Annotated in this window: 17 protein-coding genes; 8 read left to right on the top strand and 9 right to left on the bottom strand. The window is 70.3% G+C overall.

The window, feature by feature from the left end; translation table 11 throughout:
- Positions 1–13 precede the first annotated feature (13 nt).
- The 4 genes from INQ48_15920 (at position 14) to INQ48_15935 (ending at position 4,983) form a co-directional block, all read left to right on the top strand.
- On the top strand, positions 14–2,671 hold the full coding sequence (locus INQ48_15920; protein ID QRF54928.1) for a DUF2169 domain-containing protein: 2,658 nt from the start codon (positions 14–16) through the stop codon (positions 2,669–2,671).
- Positions 2,668–3,801, top strand: coding sequence for a pentapeptide repeat-containing protein (locus tag INQ48_15925; GenBank protein ID QRF54929.1), 1,134 nt, complete (start codon positions 2,668–2,670; stop codon positions 3,799–3,801). The genes INQ48_15920 and INQ48_15925 overlap by 4 nt, the downstream gene beginning before the upstream one ends.
- A complete protein-coding gene (locus INQ48_15930) occupies positions 3,798–4,487 on the top strand; it encodes a DUF3540 domain-containing protein (GenBank protein QRF54930.1) in 690 nt (229 codons plus the stop codon). Before INQ48_15925 ends, INQ48_15930 begins: the two co-directional genes overlap by 4 nt.
- 109 nt (positions 4,488–4,596) lie before the next feature.
- A complete protein-coding gene (locus INQ48_15935; GenBank protein QRF54931.1) occupies positions 4,597–4,983 on the top strand; it encodes a DUF4150 domain-containing protein in 387 nt (128 codons plus the stop codon).
- 12 nt (positions 4,984–4,995) lie between these two features.
- Here the strand turns inward: INQ48_15935 and INQ48_15940 are convergent, their stop codons facing one another.
- From INQ48_15940 to INQ48_15965, 6 genes are all read right to left on the bottom strand, one after another.
- Complete coding sequence (locus INQ48_15940; protein QRF54932.1) at positions 4,996–5,310, bottom strand: hypothetical protein; 315 nt, start codon at positions 5,308–5,310, stop codon at positions 4,996–4,998.
- A 44-nt stretch (positions 5,311–5,354) separates the two neighbouring features.
- Complete coding sequence (locus tag INQ48_15945; GenBank protein QRF54933.1) at positions 5,355–6,347, bottom strand: tripartite tricarboxylate transporter substrate binding protein; 993 nt, start codon at positions 6,345–6,347, stop codon at positions 5,355–5,357.
- 103 nt (positions 6,348–6,450) lie between these two features.
- Complete coding sequence (locus tag INQ48_15950) at positions 6,451–7,524, bottom strand: phospholipase (GenBank protein ID QRF54934.1); 1,074 nt, start codon at positions 7,522–7,524, stop codon at positions 6,451–6,453.
- A complete protein-coding gene (locus tag INQ48_15955) occupies positions 7,521–7,934 on the bottom strand; it encodes a type II toxin-antitoxin system VapC family toxin (GenBank protein ID QRF54935.1) in 414 nt (137 codons plus the stop codon). Before INQ48_15955 ends, INQ48_15950 begins: the two co-directional genes overlap by 4 nt.
- A 13-nt stretch (positions 7,935–7,947) precedes the next feature.
- On the bottom strand, positions 7,948–8,205 hold the full coding sequence (locus INQ48_15960) for a type II toxin-antitoxin system Phd/YefM family antitoxin (protein QRF54936.1): 258 nt from the start codon (positions 8,203–8,205) through the stop codon (positions 7,948–7,950).
- A 64-nt stretch (positions 8,206–8,269) separates the two neighbouring features.
- On the bottom strand, positions 8,270–10,639 hold the full coding sequence (locus INQ48_15965; GenBank protein ID QRF54937.1) for an RNA-binding transcriptional accessory protein: 2,370 nt from the start codon (positions 10,637–10,639) through the stop codon (positions 8,270–8,272).
- Between the two features lie 143 nt (positions 10,640–10,782).
- Between INQ48_15965 and INQ48_15970 the strand changes: the two genes are divergently transcribed.
- The 4 genes from INQ48_15970 (at position 10,783) to INQ48_15985 (ending at position 13,838) form a co-directional block, all read left to right on the top strand.
- Positions 10,783–11,313: a hypothetical protein gene (locus tag INQ48_15970; protein QRF54938.1), complete on the top strand. Its 531-nt coding sequence runs from the start codon at positions 10,783–10,785 to the stop codon at positions 11,311–11,313.
- Positions 11,314–11,378: 65 nt separating this feature from the next.
- The gene (locus INQ48_15975) at positions 11,379–11,756 is read left to right on the top strand and encodes a GIY-YIG nuclease family protein (GenBank protein QRF54939.1); all 378 of its coding nucleotides are present in this window, start codon (positions 11,379–11,381) and stop codon (positions 11,754–11,756) included.
- 103 nt (positions 11,757–11,859) lie between these two features.
- On the top strand, positions 11,860–12,429 hold the full coding sequence (locus tag INQ48_15980) for a DUF2239 family protein (GenBank protein QRF54940.1): 570 nt from the start codon (positions 11,860–11,862) through the stop codon (positions 12,427–12,429).
- Positions 12,426–13,838 carry an MATE family efflux transporter gene (locus INQ48_15985; GenBank protein QRF54941.1) on the top strand — a complete coding sequence of 471 codons (1,413 nt, stop codon included), beginning with the start codon at positions 12,426–12,428 and terminating at the stop codon, positions 13,836–13,838. The genes INQ48_15980 and INQ48_15985 overlap by 4 nt, the downstream gene beginning before the upstream one ends.
- A gap of 3 nt (positions 13,839–13,841) precedes the next feature.
- Here INQ48_15985 and INQ48_15990 read toward each other — a convergent pair whose 3' ends face one another.
- From INQ48_15990 to INQ48_16000, 3 genes are all read right to left on the bottom strand, one after another.
- On the bottom strand, positions 13,842–14,318 hold the full coding sequence (locus tag INQ48_15990) for a VOC family protein (protein QRF54942.1): 477 nt from the start codon (positions 14,316–14,318) through the stop codon (positions 13,842–13,844).
- 85 nt (positions 14,319–14,403) lie between these two features.
- Complete coding sequence (locus INQ48_15995) at positions 14,404–15,807, bottom strand: HAMP domain-containing histidine kinase (protein ID QRF54943.1); 1,404 nt, start codon at positions 15,805–15,807, stop codon at positions 14,404–14,406.
- A complete protein-coding gene (locus INQ48_16000) occupies positions 15,804–16,460 on the bottom strand; it encodes a response regulator transcription factor (protein QRF54944.1) in 657 nt (218 codons plus the stop codon). The genes INQ48_15995 and INQ48_16000 overlap by 4 nt, the downstream gene beginning before the upstream one ends.
- Between the last annotated feature and the right edge of the window lie 96 nt (positions 16,461–16,556).

The raw sequence follows: 16,556 nt of genomic DNA on the forward strand, positions 1-16,556 counted from the left end.
TGCGCGCCCTGCCGTGAAAACAGTCAAACCCCTGCGGCTGAGCGTCATCACGCGCCCCTTCCTGCGACAAGGCCAACAGCGCCTTGCGCTCACGGTGATGGGCATGGTGTCGATGGGCGAAGAGCCGGTGCTGCTGCCCGAGACCGAGTTCTGGAAGACGGTCTCCGAAGAACTCGGTCCCACCGGCGCCATCGACCTCGGCATGCCCAAGGCCTGCGCCGAGTTTCTCGCCACCGGCCATGCCTACACCCATCACCAGGCCGAGAAGACGGCCTGCGCGGTCGAGCTGCGCGTGGGCGCGCTCGCGCGGCAACTGGTGGTGTTCGGCGACCGCTACTGGGTCGACGGCCGCGCGAGCGCGCCGCAGCCCTTCGAATCGATGCGGCTGGACTGGAGCCGCGCCTATGGCGGCCCGGCCTTCGCCGACAACCCGCTGGGCATCGGCCACCAGCCCGAACTCGTGAACGGGCTGTGGGTGCAGCGCTTGCCCAACGTCGAGCATCCGCAGCGCCGCATCGACCATCCGGGCCGCGAGATGGAGCCGGCCTGCTTCGGCGCGATCGACGTGAGCTGGCCCGCGCGCATGCGGCTGATCGGCAGCGACTACGGCGCGCACTGGCGCGAGCACCTGTTCCCCGGTTTCGCACAGGACATGGACTGGCGTCTCTTCAACGCCGCCGCGCCCGAGCAGCGCTGGACCCAGGCCGACCGCATCGCGGGCGGCACGCCCTACGCGATCTGGAACATGCATCCCGCGCAGCCCGTGCAGCGCGGCCGGTTGCCCGACTGGCGCGCGCGCGGCTTCGTGGCGCGCAAGGCGCAGGCCGGCAGCGACGAGCCCGAACATTTCGACGAGGTCGAGCTGCGGCTCACCACGGCCTGGTTCTTCCCGCACCGCGAACAGATTGCACTGATCTTCCATGGCGAGACCGCGATCGCCGAGGACGACGCCGCCGACATCACGCACCTCATGCCCGCGATCGAGCGCGCGGCCGATGCGCCGCGCCCGCTGGCCCACTACCTCGGGATCCTGCAGCGCCGCAGCGACCCCGAGACCGGCGCGCTCCACACCTTCCGCGACGAGGAGCTGCTGCCCGCCGAGACCATCGGCCCCTGGATCGACCAGCTCGAGGACGAGGAATCGCCGCTGGTGCGCAACATGCGCGAACGCGCGCGCGTGCTGCGCGAAGACCTCGCCGACCAGGGCGTGGCCGCCGGCCACAAGCCGCGCCACTTCAAGGAACGCGCGGTGCCCGAGCCCTTCACCAGACGGCCCAGCCTCAGCGAATTGCCCGCGTTCATGGAGCGCGCCAAGGTCTACGAGCGCGAACAGCTGCAGAAGCTCGAGGACGGCCGCCGCGACCTCGCGCGGCATGCGAAGGCCAATGCGCCCGAGTCGCGCAAGGTCGGCTTCGACACCGGCGAGATGGTCGACGGCGCGCAGCGCACCGAGGTCAAGGGCCCGCCGGCCTTCGATGCGAAGACCGTGATGCAGGGCCTGCTGGGCATCGCGCCCGCCACGCGCAGCCCGCAGATGCCGCCCGAGCAGCAACACGCGCTCGAGCAGGCGGCCGAGAACGGCCGCCGCGGCCTGATCGACATGTATCGGCTCGGCGCCCAGCACCAGAGCGCCGCCGATGCGATGGACGGCACGCGCGCGGCCGAGGCGCGCGAACGAGTGCTGCAACTCATGGCGACCACGCGCGATCTCTCGGGCCTGGACCTGACCGGCGCCGACCTCTCGGGCATCGACCTGCGCGGTGCGAGGCTGCACCGCACCCTGCTCGAGAGCGCCTCGCTCGCGGGCGCGCAGCTCGACGGCGCCGATGCCACCGAGGCCGTGCTGGTGCGCGCGAACCTCGCGCGGGCCTCGCTGGCCCACTGCGTGCTCGACCGCGCCAACCTGAGCCTCGCGCGCTGCGAGCGCACCTCGTTCGCGCACGCCCGGCTTTCCGAGACCACGAGCGAGAAGAGCCGCTTCGACCATTGCGACTTCGGCGGCGCGCAACTCGCGCAGCTGAACCTGTTCGGCATGCATTTCGAGGGCTGCCGTTTCGACGATGCGCATTTCGACTACGTGACCCTGCTCGAAGGCAGCCGGCTCGTGGACTGCGGCTTTCGCGGCGCCACGCTGCACAAGTTCGGCCTCATTTCTTGCGAGGTCGAGGGCCTGGACTTCACGGGCGCTTCGCTCGAAGCCTGCGCCTGGGCCCACACCGTGGCCGACCGGCGCGTGAGCTTTCGCGGCGCCACGCTGCGCACCACCTGCTTCGTCGGCACCAGCAGCCTGCGAACGGTCGATTTCGAAGGCGCCACGCTGGTCCATTGCAGCCTGCGCGAGATGCAGCTCGAGGGCGCGCGCTTCGTGCGCGCCACGCTCGACACCTGCGACCTCTCGGGCTGCGTGCTGACCGGCGCCGACCTCGGCGCCATCGATGCGCCCGACAGCCTGTTCATCCGCGCCGACTTCACCCAGGCCTCGCTGCGCGGCGCCAACCTCATGAATGCCCATCTGCAGAAATCCCGCCTGCTCTCCTGCGACCTGCGCGAAGCCAACCTGTTCCGCGCCGACGTCTCGCAGACCGTGATCGACACGGTGACCGACACCCACGGCGCCCATCTCGAACAGGCCAAGACGCTGCCGCGCCGCGCGGCGGATCCGGTGCAATGACGCCGGACACCCTGGCCCTGAAACTGCGCGGCGGCGAATTCATCGAGCGGCAGGACTTCCAGGGCATGCGCTTCGATGGCCTGGACCTCAGCGGCGGCGCCCTGCGCGACTGCGACTTCTCCAACGCCAGCCTGCGCGGCGCGAAGCTCGCCGAGTCGGCCTTCGATGCCTGCCGCTTCGACGGCGCCGTGCTCGACGCGGCCGACCTGCAGCGCGCGGGCTTCCACCGTTGCAGCCTGGCGCGCGCGAGCCTGCGCGGCGCCGCGATGAGCCGTGCGGCCTTCAGCGACTGCGAGCTGCACGAGGCCGATGCCGCCGAGGCCAAGGCCGACCTCGCTGCCTTTCACCAGAGCCGGCTCGATGGCGCGAGCTTCGCGGGCGCGGAGCTCACGAAGGCCGTGTTCGGCGAAGCTAGCCTGGCCGGCACCCGCTTCGACGCGGCGACGCTGAACACCACCGTCTACTACCGCGCCGCGCTGCGCGATGCGCGCTTCACGGGCGCCAGCTTCCACAACGTGATCTTCAGCGAGGCCGATCTCGCGGGCCAGGACTTCTCGGGCCAGCAGTTCCGGCTCTGCCAGTTCATCGATGCCGAGCTCGGCGGCTGCAACTTCGACCGCGCGACGCTGGTCCAGTGCAACTTCAAGGGCGCGAAGCTCGCGCGCGCGGTGCTCACCGCGGTGCATGCGCCGCATTGCCTGTTTCCCGAGGCCGACCTGCGGCATGCCGATGCGCGCGGCGGTCATTTCGACCAGAGCCTGTGGGTCGATGCGCGGCTCGACGACGCCGACTTGTCGGACGCGCGGCTCGAGCAGTGCGTGTTCCACCGCGCGCGCTGCCGGCGTACCTCGTTCGCGCGCAGCCGGCTCGTGTATGCGGACTTCGCCTATGCCGACCTCGGCGAGGCCGACCTGCGCGGCGCCTTCTTCGAGCGCACGCAGATGCACCGCGCGCTGCTGTCCGGCACCCGCTGGGGCGAGCGCGGCGGCGTGCTCGACAGCGACCCGGCCCTGTTCGAGGCCGAGCGCTTCTCGGCCGCGCGCCAGGACCGGCCGCAACGCGCGGGCCGCGACGGCTTCGGCCGGCCGTTGCCTTCCACTTCCGACGACCTCGAGGACCTCGCACCATGAGCCCTGCCGCCCTGCGCGAACGCGCCTCTCCTCCCGCATCTTTTCCCGCCGCGCACGATGCGCCCGACATGCAGACCTTGCTGCACCGCCCACTGCCCGCGCCCGCCGCCTGGACCGGCAATGCGCTCGGCACCGTGGTGCAGGCCTTGCCCGGCGATGCCTTCCTCGTCGAGGCCGAGGCCGGTGGCGAACGCTGGCACTGCCCGCGTGCCGCGAGTTGCCTGCTGCAGCCTTCGGTCGGCGACACGGTGCTGGTGGCCGGACCGCGGCGCGACCAGGCCTACCTGATCGCCGTCATCGTGCAGGCCGACCCGGCACAGGCGCGGCTCGCGGTCAAGGGCGTGCTCACGCTGCAGGCCGGCACCCGGCTCGAACTGGCCGCTCCCGAACTCGATCTGCAGGCGCGCAAGGCCCAGGTCGAGATCGGCGAGATGGACTACCGCGGCGGCGAAGTGCGCATCACCACGCTGATCGCGCGCTTCGTCGGCCGCACCTGCGAGACCGTGCTCGACCGGCTCAGCGTGCTCACGCGCTCGAGCTTCAGGCTCACCGAGGAGGTCGAGCAGGTGCGCGCGGGGCAGATCGACTACCAGGCCGAGGAGACCCTGCGGCTGCACGCGAAGAACACGCTCGTGAGCAGCAAGGGCCTGGTCAAGGTGGATGCCGAGCAGATCCACATGGGCTGACCCGAAAGTTCGCCCTGTCAAACCCCACACCCGTTCACGCTGGGCTTGTCGAAGCGTCGCGCAGGGCTTCGACAAGCTCAGCCTGAACGGATCGGAAAAGGAGTCAACCATGTTCGCCAACGCACAGATGATGGGCGTCGACCTCGCCTTCCCCGACGTCTGCAAGACGCCGCCGGCATTGCCGATCCCCTACCCCAACATCGCGCTCGGCCCGACGGCGATTCCCAACGCCTGGAACATCCTCTACGGCGGCACGCCGGCCCACAACATGGCGACCGTCACGCCGATCACCAACGGCGACAACGCGGGCGTGCTGATGGGCGTGGTCTCGCAGACGGTGATGGGGCCCTCGCGCCACATCACGGGCGCCTTCACCGTGCTGCTCAAGGGCACGCCGTGCACGCGCATGACCAGCCTGTCGGTGCAGAACCGCTGCAACATCGTCGGCATGCGGATCGTGCCGAGCCAGTTCAAGGTGCTGGTACTGGCGGCTTGAACAGCCGATGTCTCAGGCGGCCGGGGTAGACGGCGCAGCGAACCAGTCCTCGGCCCAGGGCTGGCGCTTCACCGGCTGGAATTCGCTGAAGGTGAAGCGCGCGAGCTGCTCGCGGCTGAACGGATCGTCGAGGAAGAAGGCCTGCAACTGTTCGAGCGACTCCGCGCGCGCGAGCATGAAGCCGCCGGTGGCCGGCACCTTCGGGCCCGAGCACAGCAGCAGGCCGGCGTCGTAGCCCCGTTGAAGGTAGGCGCGGTGCGCGGGCACGGATTCCTGGATGCGTGCCAGCGGCACGAGGTAGTCGATCTCGACGATGAAGTGCTTCATGGACGGCGGGCAAGCACCCGCCGTGCCAGCGATGGCTACTCCGCCTATTCCGCCTTCACGCCCGCGGTGCGGATCACCGCGCCCCACTTCGCGGTCTCCGATGCGATGAAGGCATCGAACTCCTCGGGCGTGCCGCCGGCCGGAAAGGTGCCCATCGCATCGAGCTTCGCGCGCGTCTCGTCGCTCTTGATGATGCGCGCCACCTCGTCCGACATGCGCTTGACGATCTCGCGCGGCGTGCCGGCCGGCGCGAGCATGCCGGCCCAGGTGCTGCCGGTGAAACCCGCGAAGCCCTGCTCGATGAAGGTCGGCACCTCCGGCACCGCGGGCAGCCGCTTGTCGCCGGCCACGCCGATCAGCCGGATCTTGCCGGCCTTGGCCTGGTTGATGAGACCGGTGGGCGCATCGAAGAAGAGCTGGATCTGTCCGCCCATCAGGTCGGTCAGCGCCGGCACCGCGCCGCGGTACGGGATGTGGATCATGTAGGTCTTCGCGAGCGACTTCCACAGCTCGGTCGTGAGGTGCGCGGCCGAGCCGTTGCCCGACGAGCCGAAGCTCACCTTGCCGGGATTGGCGCGCGCGTAGTCGATCAGCTCGCGCGCGGTCTTGAACGGCGCATCGAGGTTGACCGCCGCGAGCAGCGGCGACACGCCCATCAGCGACACGCCCGCGAGATCCTTGCGCGGGTCGTAGGGCAGCTTCGGATAGAGCGAGGTGTTGGCCGCGTAGGCCGCGATCACCACGCCGAAGGTGCTGCCATCGGGCGCGGCCTTGGCGACCGCATCCACGCCGATCAGGCTGTTGGCGCCGGGCTTGTTGTCGATCAGCACCGGCTGGCCCAGCCGCGTCTGCAATCCGATCTGCACCAGCCGCGCCATCTGGTCGGTGAAGCCGCCGGGCGTGTAGGGCACGACGATGCGGATCGGCTTGTTGGGCCAGGCGCTCTGCGCGAGCACCGGCAGCCCGAGCGTGGCGGCCGCACCGGCGGCGGAGCTGGCGATGGCAAAGCGGCGGCGCGACATCAGGGCATGGGGCATCGGGAACGGTCTCCTGCTTGTTATGGGCCGTCCGGGACGGACGGCATGCGGGCCATTCTCGAAGCGCGGGCCGCGTGCCCGTTCAGGGTTTGCCCGGCGCCGCTCAGAGCGGCAGGATCTCGGCCGCACTGCCGCGCGCCAGCCATTGCTGCAGCTCGTCCGACAGCCGCTGGGCCTCGCGCGTGGCCCGCGTCCAGGCCGCGATGCGGGCCTGCGCGTCGTTCTGGAAATGGATGAAGTCCTTGCGATCGGGCAGCTTGCCGTTGGGCAGGGTCTTCACCCAGTCGGGATCGGGCGCGAGCACCACCATGCGGTCGAGAAAGCCCGTCGACTTGTGGCGCCAGCGCAGCCCCTTGTCGAGCCAGCCCGGCACCACCGCGCGCTGGAAATGCGGGTACAGCACCAGGCCGTCGTCGACCGGCTGGTAGTCGAGGTGCAGGTGGTAGTCGGTGATGCCGCCGTCCCAGTAGGCGCCGCGCGGCGCGCCCGGGATGTCGTGCACCGCGGCCAGCAGGAACGGGATCGAGCACGAGGCCTGCAGCACCAGGTTGAAGTTGTCCTCGCGCAGCGCATGCTGGCGGGTGCGGAAGTCGCGCGTGCCGAAGGGCAACTCGGCGCCGGGCGTGGAGAACACGCAGCGCTCGAGCCAGGCGCCCAGCGTCTTGCGGTGCACGCTGTTCGACGCGAAGGCACCGAGGTAGCCAACGGGCGTGCGCGCCCTGCCCTCGCGCCCGAGGATGTGGCGCCCGCGCGAGGTCACCACGTGCAGCCGGTAGCGCGGATGCGCGAGCACCTCGCCGATGCGCCCGCCATAGAAGGCCTGCAGGCTCTCGGCGAAGCGTTCGCTCAGCTGGTGCGGACTCAGCCGCTTCTGCCCCGGCGGCACCTCGAACTGCTGGCGCACGTAGTCGTGTTCGAAGCGCTCGAAGGCCGTGACCGGATCGCCGAGGCAGGCCGTGGCCAGCCGCCAGGCGCCGATCGACGCGCCCACGAGGTGCACCGGCTGGTTCGATTGCGTGAGCCACTCGCCGAAGACGAATCGATCGATCGGCCCGAGGATCAGCCCCTTGGGACCGCCGGCCGCGCCGGGGATGGTGCGCACATCCTGCGGCCGCAGGCCCTGGGCCTCGATGTGCAGGCGCGCGGCGGGGCCGGCGTAGATGCGCAGGGCCTTCATGGCTTGCCGTGCTCGAAGGGATTGAGCAGCGCGACGCCGAAATTCGCGAAGTCGGCGACGTTGCGGGTCACCACGGTCAATGAATGCTGCCTGGCGGTGGCCGCGATCATGGCGTCTTCGTACAGCGTGTTGGAGCTGCGATGCATGAGCTTGGCCCAGAGCCTGAAGGTGTCCGCATCCATCGGCAGGACGTTGTACGAGCCCGCGACCAGCGCGGCCCACTGCTCGATCTCGTCGGCCTTGGCCGCGTCCTGCTCGCGCGTGAGTTCGATCCCGGCCTGGATCTCGCCGAGCGTCACGGCCGAGAGGTGCAGCTCGCTGTCCGCGATCGGCGTGAGCCACGCGATGACCGCGCCGTGCGGGCGCGGCTTGCGGAGTTCCGAAATGACGTTGGTGTCGAGCAGGTACATGCGGCCCTCGTCCTCAGCGCAGCGGCGTGACCTTGCGCCTGCGGGCGGCGCCGCGCTCCGGCACCAGGAATTCGGTGCGTGCCTCGGGGGCCAGCAGCAGCTCCTTGAGCGAAGGACGAGCCGTCGCGTGCAAGCGCCGCCACTCGGCGGCCGGCACCAGCACGGCCGCCTCGGCACCGCGTTTCGTCACCATCTGGGGCCCCTCGGCCAGACAGGCTTCGAGGAACTCGCTGAAACGCGCCTTGGCGTCCTGTACCGGCCAGCTTTTCATGGGAAACCACCAATCAGACTAGTTAGATGACTAGTTTAACAGGTAGCTTCACCATCGGCTTCGCCTACTTGCGCAACCCCTGCAACTTCGCAAACGCATTCGCCATCTGCCCCGAAGGCTGCGGCGTGTTGTCGCGGCGCGGCTGCTGGCCGCGGCCGGCGCCTTCGAAGCGGTTGTCGCGCGGGCCGTCGCGGCGCGCGGGGGCGGCGTCGAGCTTCATCGACAGGCCGATGCGCTTGCGCGCCACGTCGACCTCCATCACCTTCACCTTGACGATGTCGCCGGTCTTCACGACCTCGCGCGCGTCGTTGACGAACTTGTGGCTCAGCTGGCTCACGTGGACCAGGCCGTCCTGGTGCACGCCGAGGTCGATGAAGGCGCCGAACTGGGCGACGTTGCTCACGGTGCCCTCGAGGATCATGCCCTCCTGCAGGTCGGCGATGTCCTCCACGCCGTCGTTGAAGCGCGCCACCTTGAAGTCGGGGCGCGGATCGCGGCCGGGCTTCTCGAGTTCGCCGAGGATGTCCTTGACGGTGATGACGCCGAACTTCTCGTTGGCGAACAGCTCGGGCTTGAGCGTCTTGAGCATGTCGGCGCGGCCCATCAGCTCGGCGATGGGCTTGCCGGTCTTGACGATGATCTGCTCGACCAGCGGATAGGTCTCGGGATGCACGCCGGTGACGTCGAGCGGGTCGCTGCCGCCGCGGATGCGCAGGAAGCCCGCGCTCTGCTCGAAGGCCTTGGGGCCGAAGCCCGTGACCTCGAGCAGCTGCTTGCGGGTGCCGAAGGCGCCGTTGGCATCGCGCCAGCGCACCACGGCCTTGGCCACGGCCGAGGACAGGCCCGAGACGCGGCTCAGGAGCGGCACGCTCGCGGTGTTGAGGTCCACGCCCACCGAGTTCACGCAGTCCTCGACCACGGCCTGCAGGGTGCGCGCGAGCTCGCTCTGGTTCACGTCGTGCTGGTACTGGCCCACGCCGATGCTCTTGGGGTCGATCTTCACGAGCTCGGCCAGCGGGTCCTGCAGCCGGCGCGCGATCGAGGCGGCGCCGCGCAGGCTCACGTCGACGTCGGGCATCTCCTGGGCCGCGAACTCGCTGGCCGAGTAGACCGAGGCACCGGCCTCGCTGACCACCACCTTGTCGACCTTCATCTCGGGCGCGCCGGCCTGGGCCGCCATCTTCGCAAGCAGCTTGATCAGGTCGGCCGCGAGCTTGTCGGTCTCGCGGCTGGCAGTGCCGTTGCCGATCGCGATCAGGTTCACGCCGTGCTTGGCACAGAGCTTGCCGAGGGTGTGCAGCGAGCCTTCCCAGTCCTTGCGCGGCTCGTGCGGGAACACGGTCGCGGTCTCGACCAGCTTGCCGGTGGCATCGACCACCGCCACCTTCACGCCGGTGCGGATGCCGGGGTCCAGGCCCATCACCACGCGCGGGCCGGCCGGCGCGGCCAGCAGCAGGTCGCGCAGGTTGTCGGCGAAGACCTTGATCGCGACCTTCTCGGCGTCCTCGCGCAGGCGCGTGAACAGGTCGCGCTCGGTCGACAGCGCGAGCTTCACGCGCCAGGTCCAGGCCACGCACTTGCGCAGCAGGTCGTCGGCCAGGCGGCCGGCATGGCTCCAGCCCAGGTGCAGCGCGATGCGGCCTTCGGCGACGCTGGGCTTGCCCGGCTCGGGCTCCACCGGCAGCACCAGCTTGGCGTCGAGGATATCGAGCGCGCGGCCGCGGAACACTGCCAGCGCGCGGTGCGAGGGCACGCGGCCGATCGGCTCGTCGTAGTCGAAGTAGTCGCGGAACTTGGCGACGTCGGCGTTGTTCTCGTCCTTGCCGCTCATCAGGCTGGACTTGAGCAGGCCCTCGTTCCAGAGCCATTCGCGCAGGCGCTGCACCAGCACGGCGTCCTCGGCCCAGCGCTCCGAGAGGATGTCGCGCACGCCGTCGAGCACCGCGGGCACGGTCGAGAAATCGGGCCCGGGCTTGCCGTCGTCGAGCGTGGTGGCGGGCTGCAGGAAGGCCTTGGCCTCCACGGCGGGATCGAGCGTGGGGTCGGCCAGCAGCTTGTCGGCCAGCGGCTCGATGCCGAACTCGCGCGCGATCTGGCCCTTGGTGCGGCGCTTCTGCTTGAACGGCAGGTAGAGGTCCTCGAGCTCCTGCTTGGTCGGCGCGAGTTCGATCGCGGCGCGCAGTTCGGGCGTGAGCTTGCCCTGCTCGTCGATGGCCTTGACCACCGCGGCGCGGCGGTCCTCGAGTTCGCGCAGGTAGCTCAGGCGCGCCTCGAGTTCTCGCAATTGGGTGTCGTCGAGGCCGTCGGTGGCTTCCTTGCGGTAGCGCGCGATGAATGGAACCGTGGCGCCCCCGTCGAGCAGTTCGACGGCGGCCTTCACCTGATGCTCGCCCACCTTGATTTCGGCGGCGAGCTGGCGAATGATTTTCTGCATTGCTGAGTGGCGTCCCTGTCGCTGCGACCGGCCGGCCGGTCGCGTTGGTCGAATGAAGCGCGCGAGTTTGCCATAGTGAAAATGGCGTCCGGCCGCCGGCAGCGGACACTTGTCCGACCGCTCCACGCCCCCACCTCCCCACCGTGCAACCCCCCTCCTCCCCAGGCCCGCGCCGGCCGCCGTCCCGCTTCGGGAAGTTGTTACGGACGGTGTTCGCCGTGCTCCTGGTGCCCTTGCTGCTGTTCGAGGAATGGGGCTGGGAACCGCTGGCCGCGCTCGCGGCGCGGCTGGCCCGGCTGCCGCTGTGGGCGCGCGCCGAGGCCTGGCTGCGCGGCCTGCCGCCCTGGGGCGCGCTGCTGGCCTTCCTGCTGCCGGTGCTGCTGCTGTTGCCGGTCAAGGTGCTGGCGCTGTTCCTGTTCAGCCATGGCCACGCGGGCAGCGGCGTGGCGGTGCTGGTCGCGGCCAAGCTGGCCGGCACCGCGGTGGTGGCACGGATCTTCCAGCTCGTCGAGGGCACGCTGATGCGCATCCCGCTGTTCGCGCGCTGGTATCCGCGCTGGAAGGCCTGGAAGGACCGGGTGCTGGAGCTCGTGCGGCAGAGCCGGCCGTGGCGGCTGGTCCATGCCTTCAACCGGCGCGCGCTGCGGGCCTGGCGGCGCCTGCGTGGCATTTGATGCGCGCGCCCATTTTTACCCGGGTATATTGATGAATTCAATTTAACCCGGGTAAAATTTGCGCCATGACACTTTCCCAGGAATCACGGCGCGCCCTCACCCGGCAATACAAGGACAGCACGCTTCCCGCCGGCGTGTTCGCGATCCGCAACCTGACGACGGGGCGGGTATTCGCCGCGGCCGCGCTCGACATCGTGGGCGCGATGAACCGCCAGCGCTTCGAGCTCAACCTGCGCAGCCACCGCAACAAGGCGCTGCAGCAGGACTGGATCGCGCTGGGCGCCGAGGCCTTTGCCTTCGAGGAACTGGCGCGCGTGAAGGAGCGCGACGATCCGGCCTTCGACCGCGCTGCCGAGCTCGAGGCGCTGTTCGAACTCTGGGCCGAGGAATCCGGCTGCCACGGCGCGCAGGGCTACAACGGCCCGGCGCGCCCGAGCGCCTGAGCCTTCGCCGGTGCCCGCCGTCCCGCTCGCCTTCCTCATTCGCCGGGCGCAAGAAAAGTCAGGCTTTCTTCATTGCGCCCGGGTAAATTACCGCTCCGCCTCCATGACCCTCGAGACTTCTTCCCTTCCGGCCTGCGCCGATCCCGCGTCCACCCTGACCGCCTTCGCCGGCTTCCACCGCATCGCACGCGGCTCGCGCGCCGAGCTGGTCGCCGCGCTGCGCGCGCGCACCGACGACACGCCCTACCTGGTGTTCGACGACCGCAGCGGCGCGCAGATTGACCTCGACCTGCGCGCCCCCCCGGCGCCGGCCGGCGAGCCGCCGCGCGGCGTCGGCCGCCCCAAGCTCGGCGTGGTGGCGCGCGAGATCACGCTGCTGCCGCGGCAGTGGGAATGGCTGGGCCGCCAGCCCGGCGGCGCCTCGGTCGCGCTGCGCCGGCTGATCGACGAGGCACGCCGCGTCAACGCAGGGCGCGATGCCGCACGCGCGGCGCGGGAAGCCACCTACGGCGTGATGACGGCGTTGGCCGGCAACCTGCCCGGCTTCGAGGAAGCCATGCGCGCCCTGTTCGCGCTCGAGCGCGAACGCTTCGAGCACCACATTTCGACCTGGCCCGATGACCTGCGGGCCCATCTCCAAGAACTCTCCGGCGCGAGCTGGACCCACGAATGAACGCCAAGACAGACACAGCCCCCAACCCGAGCGGCCTCCAGGGCACGCCCGTGGCACCCGTGGGCGCGCCGCGCGCCCTGTGGAAGACCTTCCTGTTCTTCCTCGCCCCCATGCTGCTGAGCAACATCCTGCAGTCGCTGTCGGGCACGCTCAACAACATCTACATCGGCCAGATGATCGGCGTGACCGCGCTGGCCGCGGTCTCGAGCTTCTTTCCGGTGTTCTTCTTCTTCATCGCCTTCGTGATCGGCCTGGGCGCCGGCGCCTCGGTGCTGATCGGCCAGGCCTGGGGCGCGCGCGACGTCGCCCGCGCCAAGGCGGTGGCCGGCACCACGCTGAGCGTGGGCATCCTGATGGGCCTGGTGATCGCGGTGTTCGGCGGCGCCTTCACCACGCCGCTGCTGGCTGCGCTCGGCACGCCGCCCGACGTGCTGGCCGAGGCCACGCGCTACGCGCGGATCATGCTGATCGCGATGCCCGGCGTGTTCGTGTTCCTGATCTCGACCGCGATGCTGCGCGGCGTGGGCGACACCGTCACGCCGCTGCTCACGCTGCTGATCTCCACCACCATCGGCATGCTCGTCACGCCGGCTTTGATCCGCGGCTGGGGCGGACTGCCGCAGCTCGGCGTGACCAGCGGCGCCTGGGGTTCGGTGCTCTCGTTCCTGGTCGCGACCCTGTGGCTGGGCTGGCGGCTGCGCCAGCGCAACAGCCCGCTCGCGCCCGACGCGGCCTTCCTGCGCAGCATGCGCATCGACCCGCAACTGCTCAAGACCGTGCTCAAGGTCGGCGTGCCCACGGGCGTGCAGATGATCGTGGTGGCGCTGGCCGAGGTGGTGCTGCTGTCGCTGGTCAACGGCTACGGCTCGAGCGCCACGGCCGCCTACGGCGCGGTCAACCAGGTGGTGGCCTACGTGCAGTTCCCGGCCATCTCGATCGCGATCACGGCCTCGATCCTCGGCGCGCAGGCCATCGGCGCCGGCCGCGCCGACCGCCTCGGCGCCATCGCGCGCACGGCGCTGATGATGAACCTGCTGCTCACCGGCGGCCTGGTGCTGCTGGGCTACCTGTTCTCGCGGCCGCTGATGGGCTTCTTCATCACCAGCGCGCCGGTGATCGAGATCGCGCAGGAGCTGCTGCACATCATGCTGTGGAGCCTGGTGATCTTCGGCATGGCCTCGGCGCTGTCGGGGATCATGCGCGCCAGCGGCTCGGTGCTGGTGCCCACGCTGATCTCGATCGCCTGCCTGCTCGGCCTCGAGGTGCCGGTGGCCTGGTTCATGAGCCACCGCATCGGCCTCGACGGCATCTGGTACGCCTACCCGGTGACCTTCGGCGCGATGCTGCTGCTGCAGACCGCGTACTACCAGCTGGTGTGGCGCAAGAAGGCGATCCACCGGCTGGTGTAGCGCTCAGGCCCCGTCGAAGGCCTTCTTCACGGTGGCGATGTCGAGCTTGACCATCTTCATCATCGCCTCCATCGCGCGCTTCGCCTTGGCCGGATCCTTGTCCTGGAACATCCGGATGATCTCGTCGGGCGCGACCTGCCACGAGACGCCGAAGCGGTCGGTGAGCCAGCCGCACTGCACCGGCTGGCCGCCGCCCTCGAGCAGCCTGTCCCAGTAGCGGTCGACCTCGGCCTGGGTCTCGCACCGCACGTACATCGAGATGGCCGGAGTGAACTTGTACTCGGGGCCGCCGTTGAGCACCATGAACGCCTGGCCGTCGAGCTCGAAGGTGGCGGTGAGCAGCGAGCCCTTCTTGGCCGGATTGACGTCGCCCCACAGCAGGGTGTCGGTCACGCGCGAGTTCGGGAAGATCGCGCTGTAGAACTTCAATGCGTCCTCGCCGTTGCCGTCGAACCAGAGGCAGGGAACGATCCTTTGCATGGGCATCTCCTTGGAGCTTTGTTGATGAACCAGTGAGTTCAGTATCGAAGCCCCGCGCGGCCGCTGTCAACCCGGGCGAAGCCCTTCAGCCGTAAGTGTTCGTGCGCCCGGAAAGCGGCAGCCGGACGCTGAAACCCACGCCGCGCCCCGGTGCCAGGCCCTCGACGATGGCCACCTCGCCGCCCATGCGATGCACCGCCTGTTTCACGATCGCGAGGCCGAGGCCCGAGCCCGGCGTCTCGTGCGCGCCCTCGCCGCGGTGGAAGCGCTCGAACACCCGCTCGCGTTCTGCCGCGGGAATGCCGGGCCCGTCGTCGGCCACCAGCAGCGCGAGGCAGTCGTCTTCCACACGCAGCGTCATCGCCACCTGCGCGCCATCGGGCACATGGCGGATCGCGTTGTGCAGCAGGTTCTCGAGCACCGACTGCAGCGCCGGCACGTCGACCTCGGCCTGCAGGCTGTCGGGCGCCTCGAGCGCCAGCTCGATGCCGCGCGCCATGGCCTGCGGCGCCGCCTGCGCGAGCAACCCGCGCGCGAACTGCGCCACGTCGACGCGCTTCGGCGCCGAGGGCTGCGCATCGTCGAGCAGCGCCAGGTCCAGCAGCTGCTGCGTGAGGTGCGAGGCGCGCGCGATCGCCTGCTCCAGATGCAGCTGCGCGCGCTCGCGCTCGGCGGCATCGGCCGCGCCCGCCAGCGCATGGGCCTGCGCGGCGATCACCGCCATCGGCGTGCGCAACTCGTGCGCCGCGTCGTGCACGAAGGCGCGCTCCTGCGTGAGCTTGTCGCGCAGCTGGCGCAGCATGCGCTCGAGCGCCGAGGTCAGCGGCTTGAGCTCGGCCTGGGGCGGGTCGTAGCCGATCGGCGACAGGTCGCTGCCGCCGCGCCGCGCGATCAGGTCGGCCAGCCGCTGCAGCGGCCGCAGCCCGAGCCGCACCGCCAGCCACACCGGCAGCAGCACGATCGGAAAGGCCAGCAGCAGGTAGGGCAGCAGGCGCGTGGCGTTGCGCTCGAGGATCCACCGGCCCGTGATGCGCGGCTCGGCGAGCTGCAGCCGCCAGCGGCCGGCCTCGCTGCCATGGACCCAGTACGAGATGCCGTCGAAGTCGCGCTCGATCACCTGCGGCGCCGGCGCATCGAGCACCCGGTCGCCGAGCGCGGCCGAGCGGTAGAGCACCGCGCCATCGTCGCGCCGGCGCAGTTCCATCCACACGCTGCCGCCCGGATTGCCGCTGATGCGCAGGGTCCTGAGCAGGGTCGCGGTGGAACGCATCACGTCCACCGCCTGCGCGTCGCTGTCGACCTGGCGCAGCGAGGCGCTCATCGCGCGGCCCAGCTTCTTCAGCCCCTGGTCGACCGCGAGCGCCTGGCGGAACTCGACGTAGAAATAGGCCAGCAGCATCAGCCAGACGCCGACGAAGGCGAGCAGCATCGCGGCCAGCACGCGCCGGCCGATGCTGGGGCCGGGCCAGGCGATGGACGGACGGCTCATGGCGTCAGCATGTAGCCCACGCCGCGCACCGTGTGCACGCGCGTGGCGCCGATCTTGCGCCGCAGGTTCGACACATGTACCTCCACCGCCGCGAAGTCCAGCGGCTCGCCCAGCGGTTCGAGCCGCTGCGCGAGCACGCCCTTGGCGACCACCGCGCCGGGCTCGCGCGCCAGTTCGAGCAGCAGCCTGAACTCGCGCGGCGACAGCTCGAGCGCGCTGCCCGCCAGCGTGGCCTGGTGGCGCCGCGGCGCGATCGACAGCGGTCCCAGCGTCCAGACCTCGCTGGCCTGGCGTGCCGAGCGCCGCAGCACCGCGCGGATGCGCGAGATCAGCTCGGCGGTGGCGAAGGGCTTGATGACGAAGTCGTCGGCGCCGCCGTCGAGGCCGGCCAGCCGGTCCTCGACCGCCGAGCGCGCGGTGATCACGATCACCGGCACCGTGCCGCCCTCGCCGCGCCAGCGTGCCAGCAGCTCGAAGCCGTTGCCGTCGGGCAGCGAGAGGTCGAGCAGCACGCAGTCGAACACGGCCGCGTCGGGCAGGCGCGGCGCGTCGCGCGCGCGGCGCAGCCATTCGCTCGTGAGGCCGTCCACCTTGAGCGCGGCCTGCAGCGCGCGGCCCAGGTCGAGGTCGTCTTCGATCAGCAGGATGTGCACGCGGCGATTGTGCGCGCGCGGACCTTGGGCGCAGCCAAAGACGGGGCGCGCCCTCTTTGGCTTGGCCCAAGGTCGGGCTTCGCACAATCGGCGGCC

Origin of the sequence: Variovorax paradoxus (genome assembly GCA_016806145.1) — a bacterium.
Taxonomy (GTDB): domain Bacteria; phylum Pseudomonadota; class Gammaproteobacteria; order Burkholderiales; family Burkholderiaceae_C; genus Variovorax.